The organism is Parapedobacter sp. GCM10030251, from assembly GCF_042666505.1.
Taxonomy (GTDB): Bacteria; Bacteroidota; Bacteroidia; order Sphingobacteriales; family Sphingobacteriaceae; genus Parapedobacter.
Genome location: NZ_JBHTDN010000003.1, coordinates 450,790 through 474,539, shown reverse-complemented (window position 1 = coordinate 474,539; position 23,750 = coordinate 450,790). Strand labels below are relative to the sequence as shown.

The window sequence follows — 23,750 nt, the reverse complement described above, 5'->3', positions numbered from 1 at the left end:
CTTGTACGTATAGGACAACAAACGGATTATAAACTTATCACTCTTGGAGAATCGCAAAGCAATCGTTAGTTTGTTAACTGCCTATTTAAATAAACAGGTAAGTCGCGAGGAATTTGATCGGCTTTTCTCGGCCCTTGCCAAGCTGGAAGATGAAGACTTTAAAGCGACCATCCTTCAGGCAGTGGATGACGAACCCGATGAGATCGATGTCGACTTTATCCAAGCACGCGTTTCTCATCTATATCCCCAGATTCAGGCAAAAATACAAGTCAAATTATCTCAAAAAAAAGGGCAAATCTGGTGGCGGGTTTCAGCGGCGGCAGCATTGGTATTGGCTTTCTTGTCTATCGGTCTGTACGTTATTCAAACCCAACCTTATCAGGGCGAGTCAACAATCGCCCTGACACCCGAACGCGTACTGCCCGGTGGAAACCGGGCAACGCTCACGCTGGCAAATGGGCGAAGCATTGATTTAAGTACGAGAAAAAGTGGAATTGTGGTTGGCAATGGCATCACGTACCTCGACGGCAGTACGGTCTTCGACGGTCGAGAAAATACGGAAATGAGTTCTCTTCAACTTACCACACCCAATGGAGGTCAATATCAAATCACTTTATCAGACGGTACCCGGGTGATGCTCAACGCCGCCAGCACATTGACCTATCCGATTAAATTCAGCGATAAAAACACGCGAGAAGTCACCCTTGAAGGCGAGGCTTATTTCGAGGTAGCGAAAGACCCGGAAAAACCATTCATCGTTACTACAGCTAAGCAACGTATTGAGGTCCTAGGCACTTCATTCAACATTAATGCGTATAGCAATGAAACGGTCACGAAAACAACCGTATTGACAGGATCCGTACGCATTAACACGTCGGGTAAACAGCCAAAAGGGGTAAGCCGCATGCTTACTCCAAATCAACAGGGCATAGTGAACGATAACCAAAATGAAATCATCGTAAAGGACGTTAATCCCGAATCAGCAATCGCCTGGAAAAATGGCCTGTTTAATTTTCACGGACTCAGCATCGACGAATCGTTGAAACAGGTTGAACGCTGGTATAATATTCGAATCGTTTATGAAGGTGAGATACCTCAAGGTTATTTAGGAGGAAAAATGAGCCGAGGCGTAAAGCTGGCTACCTTCCTCAATTTCCTTGCAAAGGACTTTCATATCAAATCCGAAATGAAGTCAGATCGGACATTAATCTTATACGGCGTTTCAAAAGAAACTCCTTGACACTAATATGTAAACTAAATTCAGGATTATATGATCAAAACACCGCCATAACCCCCTGTCGGTATTCATAGAAAAGCAGGGAAGTGTTGACGCCACTTGCCCTGCGATGTGCTATGATTTACCCTTTTATGTGACAAATCGAATTCGTTCACCAAAGTATGACCTAGCATAACAAAATTATGAATAAAAAGCGAGGCTTGGAAGGCTTTTGCCTACCTCCTAAGCTGTATACCCAAAAATCCATCTTACGGCAAATCCTTATGGTCAAAGTAAGTTACGTCTTATTGTGTATCACCTGCCTCCAGTTACAGGCACGTACGTATTCACAGACCATCACGATGAATACCAAACAGACGTCGCTGGAAAGGATATTTCAGGCCGTCGAACGGCAAACCGGTTACGTGATCTTGTATAATTACAAGGAATTACAACGCGCGAAGCCCGTGACAATCTCAGCTAGTAACCAAGAAATAACGAAGTTCTTAGATAGATTGTTCGCCGATCAGCCGTTTACTTACAACATCGAGGATAAAACCATTTTAGTGAACCGAATCACACGGCCTAAACCGAAACAGGTCGCCTTAAATGAAATGACCCTCGAACCGCAGTCCGAACTAACCGGGTCGGTCAAAGATGCGACGGGCAGTCCGTTAGAAGGTGTGACGGTATCCATCCGAGGAACCCGCATAGCCACCAAAACCGATGCTGCGGGCCGCTATCGCGTAAGTATGTCCGCGGATGACGGCACGTTGGTGTTTTCTATGCTCGGTTACAACACCGTGGAGCAATCCATAGGAAACCGGCAAACCATTGACGTCATCATGACTCCTTCTGTTAGTGATCTAGAGGAGGTAATTGTGGTAGGCTATGGTACCGCCCAAAAAAGAGATTTAACAGGTGCTGTGACTCGTGTCAATCTCGATCAAAGCCGACAACAACCCAATATTAATCCGGTGCAAAATTTGAGAGGAACCGTTGCGGGAGTAAACATTACAGACAATGGACGACCCGGATCAGATGGTACAATTCGGATTCGAGGTGCCAATTCCATTTCCGCTAGCAACAATCCCCTTATCGTTTTAGATGGAATTATTTATGCGGGCGGTAGCCTATCTGATATCAACTCCAGCGATATTGAGTCAATCGATATCCTAAAAGACGCGAGCGCCTCAGCGATCTATGGATCGTTGGCAGCCAATGGCGTAATATTGATTACAACGAAAAAGGGAACTACCGATAGACCGAGGATTTCCCTTAACTCGTATTATGGAGTTTCGGACTTTGCTCATATACCCAAATATCTCGATGCCGAAAAATACCTCCAGGTAAGGAAAGATGCCGAAAAAGCAGACGGGGGCCCGATCCCGTTCAGTCCGTTGGAACAAGCCAACATCGATGCCGGTCGGACGATTAATCCGTTTGATGAAATAAAGCAGAAAGCGCCGGTTCACAGTAACGAATTAAGTGTATCCGGCAGGAGCAATGTGTTTACTTACTATTTTTCTGGCTCTTATTCAGGCATCAAATCGCCGGTAATGGGTGATAACTTTAAGCGGCTTGGCGCCAGGGTCAACTTAAATGTGGACGTAACCGATTGGCTCAGTATTGGCACCAACTCCGGATACTCGGCTAAAGACAACTCGGGGGTCCGTGCAGATTTGGCGCTTACGACGTTTTTAAGTCCTTATGCGGACCTCTATTATGAGGACGGGGTTCCGCGACCTTTGCCGATGAACGTAGGCCAAGTTAGAAACCCGCTTATGAGTGCCCTTTTAAATGATAATCTGGACAAAACGAACACTTTATTTTCAAACACGTATGCGGACATCAAACTTCCGTTGGAAGGCCTTACCTTCCGACTGAACACCGGGTATACGCAGAGAAATAATAAGGTGTTCAATTACAAACCTACTTTCAATCGGGGAGAGTTTTTCAATTTGGGAAGTGGAGACCAATCCTACTCCGAATCCCGAAACCTAACGGTAGAAAACATATTGCGTTACGACCGCACATTTGCCATTGATCACGGCTTTAATTTAACATTGATGTACGGAGCCTATAAATCTGCGAGCAATAGTGCAAAACTCAGCAGCGACAATATATTTAATGATGCTTTGGGTTATAATTCCCTAGAAATCGGAGAAAACTTCACGATCAATACGGATGCAGGCGAAGATCAACAACTGTCCATGATGGGAAGAGCTGGATATCGGTATAAAGGGAAATACATTATTGACGCCACACTTCGACGAGACGGTTTCTCCGCTTTCGGTAAGGGAAAAAAATATGGGCTTTTTCCCTCGGCCGGAGTCAGCTGGATTCTTTCCGAGGAATCTTTCCTGACAGATAACCCACACATCAACAGCCTGAAAGTAAGATTATCCTGGGGCAGAAATGGAAACAGAGGCGTAGATAGGTATTCATCTCTTAGCGCTGTCAATCAGACAAATTATGTGTTTGGAGATGGAGGGTCACCGTCGGTAGGACTCTACACATCCTCCATGCGCAATCCGGATCTTGGTTGGGAAACGACCACAAGCACCAACTTTGGCGTCGACTTTGAGTTGTTTTCAAGTCGCGTGAACGGGTCAATTGAATTGTACCATAGTAATACCTATAATCTGTTGTTGCGACAGCGCATCCCCAACATGACGGGATTCACCTCATTCTTGCGGAATATTGGAGAAACGGAAAACAAAGGATTTGAATTCTCGCTAAATACGGTAAACATACAAAAAGGAAGGTTCAGTTGGGACACCCGCATTGCGTTTTCATTGAATCGGAATAAAATATTAAAACTTACGGGAAATGATCTTGACGGAGATGGCGTTGAAGACGATGATATAGCTAGTGGATGGTTTATCGGGCATCCCCTTGCCGCTAACTTTGATTATGTTTTCAACGGAATTTACCAAGAAGGCGATGACGACTTTTCCCTGCTTCCCGGTTCCAAGCCCGGTGACGTCAAATTCTTGGACGTGGATGGCGATGGAGCGATTACCCCTGCAGACCGAAAAGTGTTGAGCTCTTCCCAACCTGGCTTTTTGGCTGGGATAACCAATACGTTTTTCTTTAAGCAATTCTCGTTCATGGTGTTGCTTAACATTCGTCAGGGTGGTCAAAGTCCAAATCAACCAATCAACATAGGGAGAAATTTTTATTACGAGGCAAACACACTCGACGTTCCTTATTGGACTCCCGAAAACCCCATCAATAATTATCCCGCCATCAACTATGGCAACCCTTTGAACTATGGTTTCTACCAATCGCGCAGCTTTGTCCGACTGCAAGATATTTCGCTCGGCTACGACCTGCCAAACTCGATGCTGGAAAAAATCAAGATTCAAAATTTGAGGTTATTTGTCAGTGGTAAAAACCTTTTTACTTGGACAAATTGGACAGGCTGGGATCCTGAGTTTGGAGGAGGCGGAAGAGGTCCGGGGGGTACAGGAAACAGCAATGGACCTTTATTAAAATCTTACACCTTCGGATTAAATCTCCAACTGTAAAGCATTAGAAAAATGAAAAGAAATCGTTCGACATTCACGTTAGTATCCGGCTTGATACTTGCTGTGCTCCTCAATGGATGTAGTAGCAAATTTTTAGATGAAATACCTCTTGACCGTTTCAGCCCTGAAAATTTTCTGGTTGACGAAGCGGGTTTTGAAGCAGCCACGGTTGCACTTTACCGCGCTGCCCGACAGGAGCACGTCATCGGCGGTAACAACTTTGATTATATGAATCTCGGGACCGATCTCGTTGAATGGGGACGGTACGACTCCAGGGGATTTAAAGATTACCATTTATTAAATTCGCAACATGCCGCAGTAGAAGGATATTGGAGATGGGCGTATGAGGATATGATTCGCCAATGCAACCTTATTTTGGAAACCCTGGATGATCCGGAAGTACAGTTAAGCGACGAAGCTCGTAAAAATTTTGAAGCCCAAGCTAAATTTTTCAGAGGATATACATACAATGTGCTTGCTACCCTGTACGGTGGTGTACCAATCGTAGCGGACGTTATATCCGAACCCAAATTCGATTTTCAGCGATCGTCGAAAGAAGAAGTTTTACAATTTGTAAGGCAGGACCTAGAAGATGCGTCAGCATTACTTCCCATTGTGGGAAGCGTATCGGATGGCCGAATTTACAAGGCTGCAGCTTTTCATTTGTTGTCCGAGGTTTATATTTCTCTCGGTATGGAAACAAATGATGCATCCTACTTCGACAGAGCCATTGGGGCAGCCAGTAAAGTAATTGATGGGGAAGCGGGGGAATATCAGATTATGATTGAGCGATTCGGTGATTTATCCCGCCCCGGAGACGTGTTCTCAGATCTCTTCTATACTAATCAGCAGAACCGCGCTTCGGGAAATATGGAGGTAATTTGGAGCTTGCAATTTGAAAGCTTTACACTGGGCGGTGGAGCCACCTTCCCCGGAGGAAATACGGTAGCAGGAAATAATACGCCCCGGTGGTGGTTCCCTGAGCAGGAGAAGATAAGAACCCCCAATGGATCGTTTAATATTGCCGCCGACAGTTTGCTTAGAGGAATTGGGGTCAACTCCCCACTGAATTATTTAAAATACGACATCTGGCGGTTAGATCCAGACGACATGAGAAATTCGCCCTATAACATCCGAAGGGTGTTTTATTACAATAATCCGGACGACCCCGAATATTTCGGCAAACCTATTAGAACAGCCCTCAATGATAAGGGACAACGCGTGATTGCACGAAAGGACGGCACGCTTACCAATTTTGTCGTTGATACGTTGCGGGAATACTATCCCTGGATTCGAAAAGCGGATGGAAACGCATTCGAGGATAATATCGTGGGTGGCCAGTCTGAAAATGATTTGATACAAATGAGGCTCGCGGAAACCTACCTGTTAAGGGCTGAGGCATATTTTAGGAAGGGAGACTTGCCGAATGCGGCAATAGATATAAACGTGTTAAGAAGACGCGCACAAGCCATCCTTATAAACCCTGAGGACGTGACGATTGATTTCCTGCTAGATGAGCGTGCGCGAGAATTGGTCATGGAAGAACCGCGGAGGCGTACGCTGGCAAGAATGGGGGTTTTATACGAAAGGGTGAAAACGTACAATCCATCATCTGCAACCTCTATTCAACCTCATCACGAGCTATGGCCTATTCCGCAAAGTGTAATAGATTCTAACAAGGAAGCAGAAATGGACCAAAACGATGGCTATTGAGCGCTAAATTGGACAGCTAACACAGGAAACATGAACAGAAGAAACTTTATAAAATTGAGTGTGCCAGCAACCGGTGCCGCGTTGCTGACTCCTTCGCTGCTAGCTAAGGCTATGGCACATATCAATCGGCAATTCACGGGACAAGCCGATTTTGATACCTACGACGTCCTCATCAACGGCGGCGGTCTACGGGGCTATTTCGCGGCTCTCCAAGCTGCGAAAGCCGGTAAGCGGGTCTTGCTGGTTGAGCGACGGAGCAGTCTTGGCTATGAACTGACCGCCAAAAGTCGGTTTTGGCTGGGAACCAATGGAGTTGAAAAACTACCGGAAGACATCCAAGGTATTCTATGGTCTGACGAGGAATTGTCCGAAGTACATACAACCGACGGTTCGGGTGCCGGAAAGGGCATTTTTGGCGATGAGCTCGCACTGATGGCTGGGACACTTAAAAAAGGCTTGCTGGCCAACATCCTAGCTCATAAAGTAGATACACTACTGATGACTGATGTATGTGGCCTATTCACCGAAAAAGGAAATGTGCAGGGGACATTGCTGGCTTGTAAACACGGTCTCTTTGGTGTCAAATGCCTTCATTTTATCGACGCTTCTGAGCATGCGCTTTTCAGCCGGAAGCTGCTTGGCCAAAACCCTACCCCTAAGTCTGCGACCTTTGTTTTGGAAATCTGGAAAGCAACATCGCCTCAGAAAAAAGCCATTCCCGTTTCACCCACGTTCGGGGTGTCTGGCAACGAAGTAAGGGTGCACCGGGGTAAGCACGCCGACCATCAGGTGTTTCTTGAATTTGGCTTCGACGGTGACGGTCTCGATATGGAAACGGTTGAACACCGCGCTCGGAAAGTAGCCACAGCAATTGGCAAGGCCCTTCACTCAATCGATCCCATGTTTGCGGAAGCAGAAATTACCCAATTTGCTTGGGAAACATCGGTCGACCTGTTGGATCAGACACCGCCGCAATCCAAGCTTTCCGGACATCACATCATCAGCCATACCCAAACTCCTATAGACTGTGTACAGCTTTTAGCCATTAGACAAGAAGCGGAGCAGATGGTCGCGACATTGGGTGGCAATACACACGCTCTTTCAAGTTTTACAGAACTGGCGATCGTAGGTACGACTATCCCCACCCAACATGTGTCGCTCGCGGACGTCGATGAACCGGGTCTCGCCATTCCGTTGAAACGGTGCTCGGTTGATGCGGGCCTGATCACGACCCGGCAAGACTGTCAGGTATTTGTTGCGGGTGGTGGCACAGCCGGCGCCATGGCTGCGATCGGGGCAATTTCCAAAGGTGCAAATACCATCGTAGCCGATTTCTTCCAAGATCTTGGCGGCACGAAGACCATGTGCGGTGTCATGGGTTACTACCACGGATATCGTAATCAACCGTATTTTAAACTACAGGATGATGAGGCGAACCGATTGGCGGTTGAAGCACATATGACCAAGCGTTTAGGACGTATGAATTACCTCCTCCAGGAAGTGTTGCAGGGTGAAGGGCGATTTCTGGGCAGCACGATTCTTTGCGGTGCCGTAACGGACGGCAAAAATAAAGTTGCGGGAGGGATAGTTTGCAGACAGGGAGTATTGGAAGCCATTTACGCCGACGTATCCATAGACGCTACCGGCGACGGCGATCTGGCGGCGTTTGCAGGGGCTGCCTTCGATCACGGTGACGCCCGAACCGGCAAAACCCAGAATTACAGCCAGTGGGATATCCGGGGTGCAGGCAAAATGCCGTCCAACACCAACCGGGATTATGACATTATCGACAACACACGCATTGCCGAAGTGCAACGTGGATTATTCATATCCCATTACGAAGCGCATTGTTACGACTTCTATCCGATGCTGGCCGTACGCGAGTCAAGGCGAACCAAGGGGGAATATGAGTTAAATGTGATTGACGCAATAGAAGGCACCCATTTCACAGATGTTGTATGCCTGGCGAGTAGCGATTTTGACCCGCATTATGTGGGATTATCTGATTATACCCGCTGCGGTTTCCTCCTTCCCCACTCGATTGATATCGTGGTAGAAATCCCCTACCGGAGTATCGTTCCTAAAGATTTGAATGGGCTGCTGTTGTCTGGTCGGGGATTCAGCCAGACACAGGATGCGTATCAGTTTACCCGGATGACTGCCGATCTGATCGTATTGGGGTACTTAACGGGGCAAATCGCCGCAACCTTGTCGTTCACGGGCACCAAGGCTAAAGATTTTGATATATTACCGCTCCAGCAGGAGTGGGCAGCACTCGGTTATTATCCCGAGGGCTATCTTTCCAAGGAAGCAGGCAACAAAATCGGGGTACCGGGGGAAGCCGCGCGCCGGGTGAAGGCCTTGTCCGAAGGCAAACGGGAGTTTCTGTATGAATGCATCAAACTTCCTAAAAGACAGGCCGTTCCCCTGCTCAAGGAAACCTTCCAAACCGTAACCGAGGCCCCGGCGCAACTGCTCATTGCACAAGCATTGGCATGGTTCGGGGAACCAACGGGAGGTGACATTATTCTTCAAGACCTCAACAATTTGTATGCGCAGGAGCGTGAAAAGGGATATCCTGCGGATTTTGTCGACAACTACGACTTGATCCGGGGTCGCAAACACAACGTCCTTGAAGGTCTTTTCTGGCGCATCAACCAACACATCGCGCTGTTGGCTAAATCGCGCTATGAAGCCGCCAAACCGACGATCCGAATGATCCTCGAGAATACGACTTCGGGAGGCCCGATGATGAAACGGGAAAGTGATTACTACGACGAACGGATCGATCTCAAGCTGGTTCCTTTTCACAACCGCATACTGAATCTAAGTTATTTCATCGAAAGATTGCCAGATACGCAGTTTATTGACGGATTGGAGAAATTACTGCAAGATCGATACGTCGGCGGTTATCGCACCAGTGAATATCAAAAAGTACGATGGCGGGTATACGGCGGCGACCTGGAACTTCATATCGCGGCCGCATTGGCCCGCAGTGGCGGAAAACGGGGTTATGAACTGCTGGTGGATTACCTGCATGACCTCCACCACTCGTTCAAATCGTTTGCCTCTTCGGAGTTGGAGACACTGACGGGGAAACCGCATGGATACGATGCCACGGCCTGGGGACAGGTTGTCAATTCGTTGAACTATCCCCGTCCGATCATCGCCTTGGAGAGTTAGCATGAGACGCACAGGACTCTGGGTATTTTCGGTGTTGTTTTTAGCGGCCTTCGTTCAGCCGCCCACTACGTATTACCGTAGCAAGGCATTGCACATCCGGGTTCCCGATTTCGACAGCGGGCGCAAGGAATACACCATTCGCGACGATCACGGACAACCTATGTCCGTGATTGCCGTGAAGGGTACCGATGGCCTGCCCTATTGGTATCGCCGTATTTTTACGCCCGTATGCCTCACCGGCGAATGCAGACCCATCGATGTCGGTATTTACTGGCATTTTTCGGGTAAATACTTGGGTATCGAAATATTCCGGGAGCCGCTAACGAAAACCGATCACAGCGAATTCTCGCCCTTGGATTATGACCGGTTGGAAGATATTCTGCAAAACGAGTGGTCCGACTTACGCGAATATACGGCCGAAGAACTCGTCGAACCCACCGATAAAACGCCTAGCGAAACGCAAGTGGACGGGGTTACCGGGGCAACGCGGAAGGTTATCAGTGAAGCTGCGGTGAAGGATGCGGTTTATACGACCCACACGATTTGGCATCTTATCCATGTAGGCGAGCCCGAGCAACTCGCTTTGATCGCCTTATCCGAGGTTGCTGGCAACCCGACCTTGGCGCATCGGCTATTGGCCACCGGGGATACTGGAAACCGGGACTTCGTACTGCGTGGCGTCATTGATGGCCACCTTCATGCAGACCCCGTTATCGAAAAATCCATCCTGCAAGGTTTAGGTGCCGAAGATCACGCTTTCCGTGATTTGGCATTCAAAGCCTTGGGTAGTCTCAATCTTTCCTCCATAACTTTACAGGAAGACCTGTCAAAGGTATACCCCCAGCTGGAGGCCGGCGAGAAAATCCGGCTTCTGACGGCATTGGAGCAAGCAAACAGGCTGCATCGCGGGTTACAAGACGTATTGACTACCGAATTCACCGCCGATGCACAGCCGCAGCCATGGGTATTGATCAAAATCTTGTCTATAATCCGCCAAACGGGAAGTACATTAACCGAAGCAGAACGGGAAAGGATCAGCCGTCTTAAAACCGATCATACCGCGCTGAAAAAGGCTTTGAATGATTTCTTTTCGTCTCATAAGTGACCACAACAAATTATGGCACTATTTGGCACTATTTGGCACCAATTGCTGCCTTTCCGTGCCACTTCTTCGACAACGCTTCGACACGCGTTCGACAATTCTTCGACAACGCTTCGACAATCCTTCGACATCGGTTCGCCTGGGCTTCGACATACCATCGGTGGCGGACCGAACCGCTGCCGAAGCACTGCCCAACAAGGGGCCTTCCTGTCCCGAATCAGTACGCATCTCTTACGCTGGATTTCAAGAGAAACTTGCCCGCTCCCGAAAAATTGGTTAAGTTTCAATCGATATTACCGTTAAAATCGATATTACCGTTAAATTTATGCCGAAATGTACCAAACAGATTGCCAATATGAAACCATCCAATCTTTTTAGCTTTCTGCTTCTGGCATTGCTGGTCCCGGCGGCTTGCCATACCACGGAACAGCGTAACGGCGGCAAAAAGCATCCCAATATCGTTATCATTTACCTAGATGACCTCGGGTACGGTGATTTGGGTGCCTACGGAGCGACGGCCCTGAAAACACCGAACATTGATAAACTGGCGGCTTCGGGTTTGAAGTTTACCAGTGGATATGCGACGTCGTCTACCTGCACGCCCAGCCGGTTTGCCCTCCTTACCGGTGTGTATCCCTGGCGGAATAAGGACGCCAAGATCCTTCCCGGTACGGCGCCCCTCCTTATCGACACGCAGCAACAGACACTTCCAAAAATGCTGAAACAAGCAGGCTACCGCACAGGCGTTGTCGGAAAGTGGCACCTTGGCTTGGGTACCGGTCAGGTCGACTGGAATCAACCCATTGCACCGGGGCCGAATGAAGTGGGATTTGACTACGCGTATATCATGGCTGCCACCCAGGATCGTGTACCTACGGTCTATATTGAAAACGGCAGGGTAGCCGGAGCGGAAACCGGTGATCCAATAACCGTGGATTACCGTCAGAATTTCGAAGGCGAACCGACGGGGCTTGACCATCCGGAACTCCTCCGGATGCGGTGGCATCATGGGCATAACAACAGCATTGTAAATGGGATTCCACGCATTGGTTTCATGAAAGGCGGCGAAAAGGCAAAGTGGGTCGACGAAAATATGGCCGATACATTCCTTACCAAAGCACAAACCTTTGTCCGGCAACACAAGGACGAACCCTTCTTCCTCTATTATGCCCTGCACCAACCGCATGTCCCCCGCACACCGAATCCACGCTTTGCGGGTGCATCCGGTCTGGGTCCACGCGGCGATGTGATTGTCGAAGCGGATTGGTGCATCGGCGCGTTCATGAAAACGCTGGAAGATGAAGGATTGCTGGAGAATACCCTGGTAATATTCTCGAGCGACAACGGTCCGGTGGTGAACGACGGGTATTACGACGACGCCGTGGAGAAACTCGGGGATCACAAACCCTGGGGACCGCTGCGAGGGGGGAAATACAGCCTATATGAAGCAGGCACCCGCGTGCCGTTTATCGTACAGTGGAAAGGAAGGGTCAGTCCGGGGGTATCCGATGCGGTGGTTTGCCAAATGGATTTGCTGGCTTCTTTGGCTAAGTTAACTGGACAGCATTCCGAAAACGGCGACAGCCAAAACCTGCTGGATGCACTACTTGGCGACACCCGCCAAGGACGGACCGAACTGATATTGGAAGCGACTTCACGTACCGCTTTGCGGAAAGGCGATTGGGTAATGATCCCCCCGTATGACGGACCGGCGCGCAACAAACAGGTAAATATAGAATTGGGCAATTCGAAAGACTATCAGCTGTACAACGTAAAAGACGATATCGGACAACAGAACAACCTGGCGGAAGCCGAACCGGAAAAGCTGAACGAGATGATCGAGCGATATAAAGCGATCCGGGGTGAATCGGGCGACATAGCGCCCTTAAAATTGGAATAACACCTACATTAGCAAGGTATCAATCCGGTGCCCATGTACCATTTGTTCCTTCTCAGACCATGAAAAAACCGTAAAGGTTCCATCCTGCGAAGCCACCATCGCTAACGAATCGTGTTGGTCATTCACAAATTGGGCCGCAGCTAAATGCCGGGTTCCGCCGATGGTCGTGGCGTCTAGTAGTTGCATCGCACTGCCCGCAACCGGTTCGGTTATGATAATCTGCGCAACGGGCAGCGCATGTGGCGAACGCGCTATCTTGGCCCCGAAGGCAAGCAACTGATGATCCTGTGTAATTACCGTAGCGCCGTCAATCGCCGAATATCCACCAACCGCAGCAATCATTTTGCGCAGGGTATCCGTGTACAGATAATTCTGCGACTCGTCGTTTTCAGAAGGGGGCAACATTTCATGAGGTTCAACCAAATAATTGATGGGTTTTACAATCGAATGCTGCCAGGCAGCACTGTTCGCGGGCACCACCAATAGCAAGGCGCCACGGCCGTGGCTACGCATGGCGAGCGCCAATTGCACCAAGATACTTTCCGGCTGATCGTCACGGGCGTGGGAAAAACCCAGCAATGCCGAAAGAATCCCCGGACAGTCGGTCAGTCCCCAATGATTGTCTTCGATCACCTTGATCTGATTGCCCTTCAGCACCGCTACGTTCACGAATTTTCTTGCGTGATCCCGATGTTTTTGCTTCACGACAAGTAACCCCGCCTCGGCAACTTCGATGATCATGGTATGGGTGGGAACCTCATGGGTTGTACCCCATATGTAAAAGTTATCATCTTCTACCCACACCCCTAAGTGTATTCCCGGCTGCACAACCGCGGGAGATAGCTTGACCAAATTATAGGGTGTAAAACGTTGGGGATGACGGAAGATCAAGCGATTCACCGCTAAATCCGGGGGCAGGAAGGCCAATGATATTTTGGGTTCATAGCCCTCTTCCCGACGCAGACTGGCCCAAAAGGCCGTGTCAATAAGGATCTCAATGACGGGTATATCCGGAATGTGCCTGCGGTCCGTGTCCCGATGATCAAATTGCTTTTCAAAATGTTTTGCAATCCGGTGCGATACTAACTTTGCCGCAAGATATGTAGGTTCTGAAATCATTTTTGAGATTGGCAAACATTTTGCCTTAATTCGTATTATTGAGTTATATTAGCAAACTTAGACAACTCGCCATTGATATGCAAGTTGCAAACGATTACAAACCAAACAAACAGGATTATGCGATTTATTGTTGATGTACTTTTAACAGGACTGGCCGTATTCCTTGCCGCGCTGGTCCTTCCCGATTCGGCCGTCAGCGTAGCCGGATTCGGATGGGCAATTGTTGCCGGGCTGATCATTTCTTTTGTGAATGCGACCATCGGCACCATTCTGCGGTTTTTCACTTTCCCGCTCAATCTGTTGACGTTGGGATTGATATCGTTTGTTATCACGGTGCTGATGGTACAGCTCACGAGCTATTTCATGGGGAGTAAATTTGAAGTGGCAAATTTCTGGTGGGCGGCCGTATTTGCCCTGATAGTGGCTTTGATTCAGATGCTTTTGGATGGCCTTTTCAAGTCCAAGAATCGCGACTAAGCCCTTCATCGTATCCCGGCAACGGCGCAAATGCTTGCCGGGATAAAATTCGATTTATGGAGTTGAGTTCAGGACGCCAGATACCCGCCGTCCACGGCATAATAGGCTCCGTTGACAAATGAAGCTTTATCTGTGCTTAGCCATAAGACTAACTCCGCTACTTCATTTGCTTCTCCCAGCCGACCTACCGGATGCTTGCTGACCAGCCAGTCCAGGGTATCGCTATCCATATCTTTCAACAACGGCGTATTGATGAACGCAGGTCCCACGGCATTTGCCCGGATGCCTCCGGCTGCGTACTCCAGGGCGATGCTTTTCGTAAGCCCCACCACTCCGTGTTTCGCCGCCACGTAGGCGGCTGAATTGGCGAAACCTACTTGTCCCAGAATGGACGCCATATTGACGATGACGCCACCTCCCGACTGTAGCATGGCGGGGATCTGATAACGGCAACCATAAAACACGCCGGATAGATTGATGGAGATAACTTTATCCCACCCCTCTACGGGATAATCGCCCGTCGGTGCCGACGGTCCCCCGATTCCGGCATTGTTACACGCAATATGCAACGCCCCGAATTGGCCAACTGCTTGTTTAACCAAAAATTCGGTCTCTTCCGCTTTCGATGTATCGGCCGCTACGAAAACGGCCGTACCACCCATTTCGGCAATCAACTTGACCGTATCTTCCCCGCCCCCTACACTGATATCGGAGACGATTACTTTTGCGCCTTCGCGCGCGTAGGCAAGCGCCACGGCACGGCCGATTCCTGAGGCGGCACCGGTGACAATCGCTACTTTTTCAGCTAATGTTCCCATAATGGTGTTGGTTTTGTTTGATAACAAAATAACAGCCATTTGATTGGATAAAAATGACATCCGTCATTCGAGAAAATGATCTGATTGCTTATCCGGATGGCTTATTCGTAATTGCAAACGACTTGCGGAACGCTTCAGGGGTCATCCCTGCATTTTTTTTGAAAAACTTGGTGAAATAGGAATTGTCCTCAAAATTCAGCATGTAAGCCACGGTCGTAACCGAAAGTGCCGGATTAATCAGCAGCCGCTTCGCTTCCAACGCAATCCGGTTACGAATCACCTCCCCTGCCGACTGTCCCAATAAATCCGAGCAAATCGCATTCAGATGGTTGGGTGTGATGTGAAGCATGGCGGCATAGTCTCTGGGCAACCGCAATTCCGAAAAATGTTTATCGACCATTTTTTGAAAATTACGGAGAAGCGTCGCATTGTAAGACAGGCGTCCCGGACGGGTCTCCGCCCGCATACCGGCCAGATCCAAAAACAACCTGAGAATCAACACGCGTAATTTATCGAGACTCAGGATGTTATTTGATACTGCCAAGGGAATCATCTCTTGAAAAAGATCGGTTACATGCGTTCGCATGGACTGCGGGATGTCCATCACGGACTGCTGCGCAAGACCTTGAAAAAAAGGAAAGTCGTCGATGTAATCCGGTCGCAGAAGAAAAGACTGGAAAAATGACGCCGAAAAATTGAGTACGTAACCATCAACATCGCCCTCAAATTCCCAGTGATGTACCTGACCCGGGACCATCGCATACAGTTGGTGCGGCTTTACCGGAAATCGATCAAAATCGATGGTATGGTGGCCACTTCCTTTGGTAAAATACACCAGGTGATAAAAGCGATGCCGATGAGGCACCTGCAACTTGTGGTGCTCCATCCGATAAGGAGCAAAGGGTTTTACAACAATATCAGGTCGCGAAGCGGCAAATCCGGCAATATCGTATATGGGATAACCCTGCTGTTCCATGGGCGGTAAGTTACGTTTTTTTAATAGACGAGCGTATCTGCCGGTACAACAGCCAGTTGGTAGTTGCCGGTGTCAATCGCTAATTTCGGATTCGCCCGCGATAGCGTTGAAAGCCCCTGCGGCGAAGTCGCGGTCCGATACAGGTATATTCGCTCCAAAGCCGGAAGTTCCCGTAATGCAGCCAATCCTTGGTCAGTCACCTTAGTATTCACCAGATTAAGGTACGTTAGCCGCTTACACGCACGCAACTTGGTCAGTCCGATATCTCCTACAGCCGTATTTTCTACGTGCAACCGCTGCAACTCGGGCAATTGATCTATCTTCTGCATGGCGTTATCGGTAATCCGAGTATTGCCGAGTTTAAGTTGGATAACGTTTTCACCGATGGCCGTTAACAGCTCCATATCCTGATCCGTAAATTCCGGATAGTTTACTGCACTAACCGCCAACTGGTTCTTCGTCTCGGCCAAAGGGATAACTTTCACCCCCTTAGCACGTAGTTTTTGAATAGCCTCTGCATCCGCCGGAGGAATATCCGCCAACGTCATTTCTTCTTTTTCACCTCCTTCCAACGCGAGTAATATGGGCTGGATATCTTCGGGTTGCTCCAGGTCCTTCACCTGCTTATCGCCAGGTGCGCCAACGCCGATCCACCAGGCTATCAGTTTAATCTGATCAGAGCTGATCGGGGTCCTTCCTTTGGGGGGCATCCGATCTTCGTCGCCTTCAGGCAACATCAGGCGGCGATATAATTCACTTTCCGTTACCTTACCGGGAACGACGACCTGGCCGCTTTCGCCGCCCTGCAGGAGCATATCCAGCGTATGCAAAGCTAACTCACCTTCTTTCTTTTTTGTTCCATGGCAACTTTCACAACGTTGCTTCAGTATGGGCTGGATAATCGAGGCATATACAAATGCCTCTTGTACATTTTCGATTACCAGCTGCTTGGGCTGCCACCCCATTAACCGACGGGTCTGTTCGGGAAGCGCCTCGATCAGATAATCCGGACCATGCGTGAGTGTGCCGCCAAAATGCCCCGCTAAACCAAGCAATGCCGTCATGACCGACAAAAAAAGAAACCGGAATTTGCGCAGGGGCCGGAGGCGCCCGGGATGATCGCTTGGTCTACGGTAGAGCAACCAGGTAAAAATGCTGGTAATCGCGACGCTGATGCCAAGCCACTGATGGAGCGATAACGTTTGTGTGTCATATCCGCCCCCCAACGAGAGCAGGTATCCGGAAACGCTCGCCAGGACCGCTGAGGCGGCACCGAACAGAAGCGTCACCGCCACCGCGGGCGCCAGTGGACTCCCGGCTTTTTTTTGATTCAACAAAGCCAGGAAAAATGCCATAATCAGCATACCGATGGGGAGATGCACGAACAACGGATGCCACCTACCAAGAAAAAGTGTTGGGAACTCCTCCATTAAATAATCGCTTCAATCAGGTGGCCTTCCACATCGGTGAGACGGAAAGGCCGTCCCTGAAATTCATAGGTAAATTTTTCATGGTCAAAGCCAAGTAGGTGGAGCATAGTGGCGTGAATGTCATGTACGGCGGTCCGGCCACTCACTGCGGAAAAACCGATTTCATCGGTTTCACCCCACGTTACGCCTTTTCTGATGCCACCACCGGCCATCCAAATGGTATACGCATCGGGATGATGATCCCGCCCTGCGAAGGGCATATCCTTATTGTCGCGATTTTCCTGCATGGGCGTGCGCCCGAATTCCCCGCCCCAGACGACCAGCGTTTCATCCAGCAGGCCGCGTTGTTTTAAATCCAGCAGCAAGGCCGTCATTGGGCGATCGATTTCGCGGCATTTGTTGCGGAATCCCAGGTCAAGCGCCGTATCCGGACCGGTACCATGGCTGTCCCACCCCCAATCAAACAGCTGCACAAAACGTACCCCCTGTTCGACCAGCTTGCGAGCTAACAGACAATTGTTTGCAAAGGATTCCTTTCCGGGTTGCGTACCATAAAGTTCGTGGATGTATTCGGGTTCATTTTGGATGTCCATCACCTCGGGTACGGCAACCTGCATGTTGTAGGCCATTTCGTATTGAGCGATGCGCGCAAGGATTTCCGGATCCTTATACGTTTCGTATTCTTCCCGGTTTACGGTATTGATGGCATCGATCGCCTTTCTTTTTAAATCGCGGCTCATGCCGTCGGGGTCACTGATGTATAATACCGGATCGCCGTGCGACCGACATTGTACCCCTTGGTAAACCGAGGGCAAAAACCCGCTTCCCCAAACACTTTTTCCGGCGTCGGGGGTTTTGCCCCCCGATGTGAGCACGACAAATCCCGGCAGGTTGCTATTTTCCGTACCCAGGCCGTAGGTCACCCAAGATCCGATGCTGGGTCTGCCCAACCGGGCATGTCCTGTATGCATAAATAATTGTGCAGGCCCATGGTTGAACTGATCCGTATGGACCGCCTTGAGAAAACTTACCTCGTCGACCACCTTTGAAAAATGGGGAAGGTGATCGGAAAGCCAAGCACCGCTCTCGCCGTATTGGCGGAATGCCGCCTGCGGCCCAAGCATTTTAGGCACGCCCCGGATGAACGCAAATTTTTTGCCAGCAAGCAATGACTGTGGACAAAGTTGATTGTGCAGTTTGTGAAGCTCTGGCTTGTAGTCGAACAGTTCCAACTGCGAGGGTGCGCCAGCCATGTGCAGGTAAATTACGCTTTTCGCGCGGGCAGCAAAGTGGGGGGATCTAGGAGCCAGTGGATTCAAGGCATCCATGAGCAAGTCACCGCCCTTCCGAACTCCGCTATGCGAACTGAAACATCCCCCCAACATCGACCCTAAGGCAATACTTCCCACACCCGCTACGCATTCCGTTAAGAAATGTCGTCTCGTGATGGCCTTTAACTCCGCTTCCCTCGCTTCTTTCAATAGTTTCTCCATAGGATGTTAAGATTTGGTAAGGAATTCGTCCAAGTTCAACAACGCATTCGCTACCACGGTGTATGTGGCAGTACCCAGGTTTTCCGCCATAGCGCTCCGATCAGACACACCCAGTAACTTGGCAGCCTCCTTGGGCTGCTCCTGATAGTGAGCCAGGGTTTCCTCAAATAATTTAGCAAGAATCTCGAATTTTTCTGTTGAAAGTTGCCGCTGCATCACCGAAAAATAACCCCATCGAATGGCTTTTTCCATGTTTCCTTTACCGGCGGTTTCCATCCGCCTGGCAAGATGGATAGCAGCTTCCTGATATACCGGATCATTGAGCGTGGTGAGTGCTTGAAGCGGCGTATTGGTCCGGATGCGGTCTACCAAACACACCTCCCGGCTGGATGCATCGAAAGAGACGAATGAAGGATACGGACTTGTTCGCTTTATAAACGTGTAAACCCCGCGCCGGTACTGGTCTTCCCCTTCACTTTTGGTCCACCGCTCGCCACTGTACACGGTCATCCAGACACCTTCCGGCTGATAGGGCATCACACTGGGGCCGTACATTTTTGTGCTCAACAGACCACTTACTGCCAACGCTTGATCGCGAATTTGCTCCGCCGAAAGCCGGAACCGTGGCCCGCGTGCATAATATTTATTGCCGGGATCTTCCGCCGACAGTTTATCGGTCAGCAAGGAGGATTGCCGGTACGTGGTCGAAATGACCAGTTCTCTGAGTAGTTGCTTGATGCTCCAGTCCATTTCATGCATAAACTGCAAGGCGAGCCAGTCGAGCAATTCGGGGTGAGTGGGCGGGTCGCTTTGCGAACCCATGTCTCCCAGTGGTTCAACAATGCCATGCCCGAATAATTGCGCCCATAAGCGGTTTACCAGGGTCCGTGCCGTAAGCGGATTTTCCTCACTGACCAACCATTGGGCGAATCCCAGACGGTTACGTGGCGCATCTTTGGGAAAATCGTTCAGAAACTGAGGCACCGAAGGTTCCACTTTTTCGCCTTTCACCAACCAGTTTCCCCGTTCAAAGATATGTGTTTCACGGCGCATATGCTCGGGGTTTTCGATCAGGATCGGTACCGATGGCGTGTGCGTATTTACCAGTTCAAGAAACGTTTTCTCCATCACGGGGTAATCTGGCTTATCTTTTCCCGGTAATGCTTTTCGAAAAGCCATCCATTCGACCAAGCAGACCGCTTGATCCGGCGGTAATGCTGGATTCTTAAACCGGAGAAAAATATCCTCTTTTCCGCCATGTGCCGGAATAGGAATCGCGACAGTTTCCCAGCCCTTCGTCGCAGCCAGTGAAATCTTTACCAGCAAGGGGCCGTTGATACTACCGGTATGCAGGTGCAGCTCACCACCCGGAACGCCCGCGCTATAGTTTATAAAAAACCGATCATTATCACCCAGGTGGATGGACGGCAACCGGGCACTGCCCCCATTGCGAATCCCCAACCACTTGGTGTCCACCAATGCCCCATTGACCAGCTGATCGCAGGCATGCGCATGGATTTTCGGTTCGAGTGCGTATAAGAAACGATCCGTAGCCACTACCGCCTCAGGAGACGCATATTCAGCCACCCACTGCTTTATTCGCTCGATTTGTATACTATCGTCTGAGCTGTAAAACCGCAAGGTCGGATAATCACCTGCTGTATCTTCGTCGCGCGTGTTGTTAAAAAAAGCAAGCGACTGATAATACTCCTCGAATTTGATGGGATCGTACGTATGGCTATGGCATTGAACGCATTCAAATGTGGTAGAGAGCCAGGCTTGATAGGTCGTATTTACGCGGTCAATGGTCGCTGCCACCCGAAACTCTTCATCATCGGTTCCTCCCTCATCGTTTACCATGGTATTGCGGTGAAAAGCGGTAGCGATCAACTGATCTTTGGAAGGATCGGGGAGCAGATCTCCTGCTAATTGTTCAATGGTAAACGCCTGAAAGGGCATATCCCGGTTAAATGCCTTGATTACCCAGTCGCGGTATGCCCAAATCTGTCTGGAAGCGTCCTTTTCGTAACCTTTGGTATCCGCATAACGGGCAATATCTAACCACCAGGAAGCCCAGCGCTCTCCAAATCTCGGAGAAGCCAGCAAACTGTCGACACGGCGTTCGTAAGCGTCTTTGCGCGTATCGGCCACAAAAGCCGCTACCTGGGCAGGTGTCGGTGGCAATCCGGTAAGATCCAAGGAAACCCGGCGGAGCAACGTCGGGCGGTCCGCCTCCGGAGAAAAATCCAACCCCCGTTCTTTATGCTTTTCCTGAATAAAATAGTCAATATCGCTGGACAAAGAAGGGCCGCCCCAAAAATCAAACAGCGACGCCATCGCCAGCCTTGACCGCGGCACTTCTACCGTTTTGGGCAATGAATAAGCCCAATGTTCGCCCCATTTAGCCCCTTCCTTAACCCAACGGGTGAGCAGATTGATTTCTTTCTTGGTCAAGGGTGGCGCATTATACGGCATACGCTCTTCGGGATCTTCTGCGGTAAGTCTTCGTATGAACTCGCTATGTTCGGCATCACCGGGAACAATTGCGGGGTTTCCCGATTCCGTTGCAGCAAAAGCTTCCTCGGCAAACAGCAGGCTGAAACCGCCGCTTTTTTTCACCCCTCCATGGCAGGTAATACAATGTTTGTTGATAATCGGTTTGATTTCCGCACTGAAGTCAACGGGTTTGTCACGGGGCTGGAATAACGCGATGATTATGACCACTAATGCAATACCTGCACCCATGAGCCATTTCTTTCGATGGCGAACCCCACCCACAGGTAATATGCCCTTCGTTTTCATAACCCCATTTGACTTGATCGTAGTTTATTCCTATTGGTTTATTGTCAATGTTTTGATCGTGTATATCAAATACACAGCAAGGTATATATTTTTTGCTGGACTTCCAAGTAAAAATCTTTACGCAATCGGTTTCGTAACCGCCGGACGGACGTAGCCGCTTACAACCCGCTCAATTCAAGTTCGCATTCGGTAAACCCAAAGCCGCGATCGGTCAATTACACATCGAAGTAAACGGGATTTGCAGATAGCTTTGGCGCCATAAAAATTTCTTATGGATTCAATAAAGATTTGCAACGCTTACAAACTGATGGGGTATTCGCTTGTTTCGGTGGTCATGGCTGCGTGGTCGTTAGGCACGCACGCCCAGATCTTGCTCGAACGACAGGTGATAGGCAGTACGGGATCTGCAGCAGATCATGCGGGTACGATTTACGCCTATACCGTCGGCGAAGTGGTCGTCGCCACACTGATCCAAAATCCGATTCTGCTCACCCAGGGGTTCCAACAACCGGAAGTAACCCTATCCCACCACATTCCACAAATGCCCTCGCTTACGGATTTCATCGTATTTCCTAATCCGGCCATCGATTACACGACCATCCGATTCAATTTGTTGGCGCCGGGAGACGTACGGGTCATGCTCGTTAACAACGCGGGGCAAATTGTGTTCAGCGATAACGTGGACGTGGCAACGGGGAAGTCGGAATATAACATACCGTTGCAACGGTATGCCTCGGGCCTCTATTACTTGGTGCTATCCGTAGGTGCCTCACAGAAATACACCGAGAAGTTGATCATCCAATAAACCGATAACTGAAAACGAAATGAAACAGAGAACTCCGCTGAAAATTTTATTATTCCTTGCCTATTGGGCGGCTAACAGTTGGTCGCCGGCGATCGGTCAGATGGGTGGCGGGACGGTAACAACGAGCGCTTCCTTTCTTTTGCTAAGTCCCGATGCCCGCAACGCCGGTGTGGGGGAAGCCGGTACAGGGCTCGAGCCCGACGCCAATGCCGTCTATACGAATGCAGCAAAACTCGCTTTCGCCGACCGCATTGGAATTAGCTTTTCATACACCCCCTGGATGCGTCAGCTGGTCGATGATGAGCACCTGAGTTACGCAACGGCTTACTTCCGGTTGACCGACAAAGAAACCATTGGCACATCCATCAAATACCTGGACTTGGGAAAAGCGTCGTTCCGGGACGAAACAGGTAATCTTATACAGGTATACAAACCTGCAGAAATTGCGTGGGATGCCAGTTACGCACGGAAGCTGGGTGAGCACTTCGCCATGGCCTTGACGGCTCGTTACGTCTATAGTGCATTGGGTAATGGCGTATACAACGGCTTGGATATGAGCAGGGCGAATGCGTTTGCCGTAGACATCAGCATTTTTTCCGAACAAGAAATCTTCAGAACCCATCAATTCGGAAGACGCTTTGCCTGGGGCATAAATCTGAGCAATGTGGGCACTAAAATAAGCTATACGAATTCCAAGGAAAGCTTCCTGCCGATGAATCTGCGAATGGGAGCCGGTTACGCGTTGTATAACGACCCAGATAACCGGCTGACCCTTTTGCTGGACGTTAACAAACTGATGGTACCCACCATGCCCCGGTATAAATTGGATGAAAACGGACACCCTACAAGTGAGATCGTCAAGGGAAAAGATCCGAACCGAGGGGTTCCTGAAGCACTATTCACGTCCCTGTTTGATGCCCCCGGTGGATTCAGCGAAGAGTTAGCGGAATTTACCCTGGCAGGAGGGCTCGAGTTCAATTACTATCGCCAGTTCTTTCTCCGTGCGGGTTACTTTCACGAAGCCCCGAAAAAAGGAAACCGGCAGCACCTATCCGCCGGTTTAGGGCTTCGGGTGAGTGATTTCCAACTGGACATCAGCTATACGATGCCCATGGCCAGGCGGTATACGGTACGCAACGAATTCAAGGCTACGTTGAGCTTCGATCTGGGAAGCCAACCTTAA

The 23,750-nt window shown here is 49.6% G+C and carries 15 protein-coding genes; 9 read left to right on the top strand and 6 right to left on the bottom strand.

Annotated features, from left to right (window positions below; genetic code table 11):
• The first annotated feature begins 43 nt into the window (after positions 1-43).
• The 6 genes from ACFQRK_RS11120 (at position 44) to ACFQRK_RS11095 (ending at position 12,647) form a co-directional block, all read left to right on the top strand.
• Positions 44-1,240, top strand: coding sequence for a FecR family protein (locus tag ACFQRK_RS11120; protein WP_379006563.1), 1,197 nt, complete (start codon positions 44-46; stop codon positions 1,238-1,240).
• A gap of 179 nt (positions 1,241-1,419) precedes the next feature.
• Entirely contained in the window at positions 1,420-4,749 is a 3,330-nt protein-coding gene (locus ACFQRK_RS11115; protein WP_379006562.1) for a TonB-dependent receptor, read from the top strand.
• A gap of 12 nt (positions 4,750-4,761) precedes the next feature.
• The gene (locus tag ACFQRK_RS11110; RefSeq protein WP_379006560.1) at positions 4,762-6,462 is read left to right on the top strand and encodes a RagB/SusD family nutrient uptake outer membrane protein; all 1,701 of its coding nucleotides are present in this window, start codon (positions 4,762-4,764) and stop codon (positions 6,460-6,462) included.
• A gap of 30 nt (positions 6,463-6,492) precedes the next feature.
• Complete coding sequence (locus tag ACFQRK_RS11105; protein WP_379006558.1) at positions 6,493-9,645, top strand: FAD-dependent oxidoreductase; 3,153 nt, start codon at positions 6,493-6,495, stop codon at positions 9,643-9,645.
• A gap of 1 nt (position 9,646) precedes the next feature.
• Positions 9,647-10,750 (top strand): FMN-binding protein, encoded by a 1,104-nt coding sequence (locus ACFQRK_RS11100; protein ID WP_379006557.1) that lies wholly within the window; start codon positions 9,647-9,649, stop codon positions 10,748-10,750.
• A 352-nt stretch (positions 10,751-11,102) separates the two neighbouring features.
• The gene (locus ACFQRK_RS11095; RefSeq protein WP_379006555.1) at positions 11,103-12,647 is read left to right on the top strand and encodes an arylsulfatase; all 1,545 of its coding nucleotides are present in this window, start codon (positions 11,103-11,105) and stop codon (positions 12,645-12,647) included.
• A 3-nt stretch (positions 12,648-12,650) separates the two neighbouring features.
• Here ACFQRK_RS11095 and ACFQRK_RS11090 read toward each other — a convergent pair whose 3' ends face one another.
• Entirely contained in the window at positions 12,651-13,766 is a 1,116-nt protein-coding gene (locus tag ACFQRK_RS11090) for a putative sensor domain DACNV-containing protein (protein WP_379006554.1), read from the bottom strand.
• A gap of 117 nt (positions 13,767-13,883) precedes the next feature.
• Here ACFQRK_RS11090 and ACFQRK_RS11085 point away from each other — a divergent pair, with 117 nt between their 5' ends.
• Entirely contained in the window at positions 13,884-14,243 is a 360-nt protein-coding gene (locus ACFQRK_RS11085) for a phage holin family protein (RefSeq protein WP_379006552.1), read from the top strand.
• A 68-nt stretch (positions 14,244-14,311) separates the two neighbouring features.
• Here ACFQRK_RS11085 and ACFQRK_RS11080 read toward each other — a convergent pair whose 3' ends face one another.
• The 5 genes from ACFQRK_RS11080 to ACFQRK_RS11060 all read right to left on the bottom strand — a co-directional run bounded on the left by ACFQRK_RS11080 (position 14,312) and on the right by ACFQRK_RS11060 (position 21,762).
• Positions 14,312-15,061 (bottom strand): SDR family NAD(P)-dependent oxidoreductase, encoded by a 750-nt coding sequence (locus ACFQRK_RS11080; protein WP_379006550.1) that lies wholly within the window; start codon positions 15,059-15,061, stop codon positions 14,312-14,314.
• Between the two features lie 88 nt (positions 15,062-15,149).
• Positions 15,150-16,037: an AraC family transcriptional regulator gene (locus ACFQRK_RS11075; RefSeq protein ID WP_379006549.1), complete on the bottom strand. Its 888-nt coding sequence runs from the start codon at positions 16,035-16,037 to the stop codon at positions 15,150-15,152.
• Between the two features lie 20 nt (positions 16,038-16,057).
• Complete coding sequence (locus ACFQRK_RS11070) at positions 16,058-17,467, bottom strand: c-type cytochrome domain-containing protein (RefSeq protein ID WP_379006547.1); 1,410 nt, start codon at positions 17,465-17,467, stop codon at positions 16,058-16,060.
• Positions 17,467-18,960, bottom strand: coding sequence for a DUF1501 domain-containing protein (locus ACFQRK_RS11065; RefSeq protein ID WP_379006545.1), 1,494 nt, complete (start codon positions 18,958-18,960; stop codon positions 17,467-17,469). The genes ACFQRK_RS11070 and ACFQRK_RS11065 overlap by 1 nt, the downstream gene beginning before the upstream one ends.
• 6 nt (positions 18,961-18,966) lie before the next feature.
• Entirely contained in the window at positions 18,967-21,762 is a 2,796-nt protein-coding gene (locus ACFQRK_RS11060; RefSeq protein ID WP_379006543.1) for a DUF1553 domain-containing protein, read from the bottom strand.
• 271 nt (positions 21,763-22,033) lie between these two features.
• Here ACFQRK_RS11060 and ACFQRK_RS11055 point away from each other — a divergent pair, with 271 nt between their 5' ends.
• Together ACFQRK_RS11055 and porV are read left to right on the top strand one after the other, a co-directional pair.
• On the top strand, positions 22,034-22,567 hold the full coding sequence (locus ACFQRK_RS11055; RefSeq protein ID WP_379006540.1) for a T9SS type A sorting domain-containing protein: 534 nt from the start codon (positions 22,034-22,036) through the stop codon (positions 22,565-22,567).
• Between the two features lie 19 nt (positions 22,568-22,586).
• Positions 22,587-23,750, top strand: coding sequence for a type IX secretion system outer membrane channel protein PorV (porV, locus tag ACFQRK_RS11050; protein WP_379006538.1), 1,164 nt, complete (start codon positions 22,587-22,589; stop codon positions 23,748-23,750).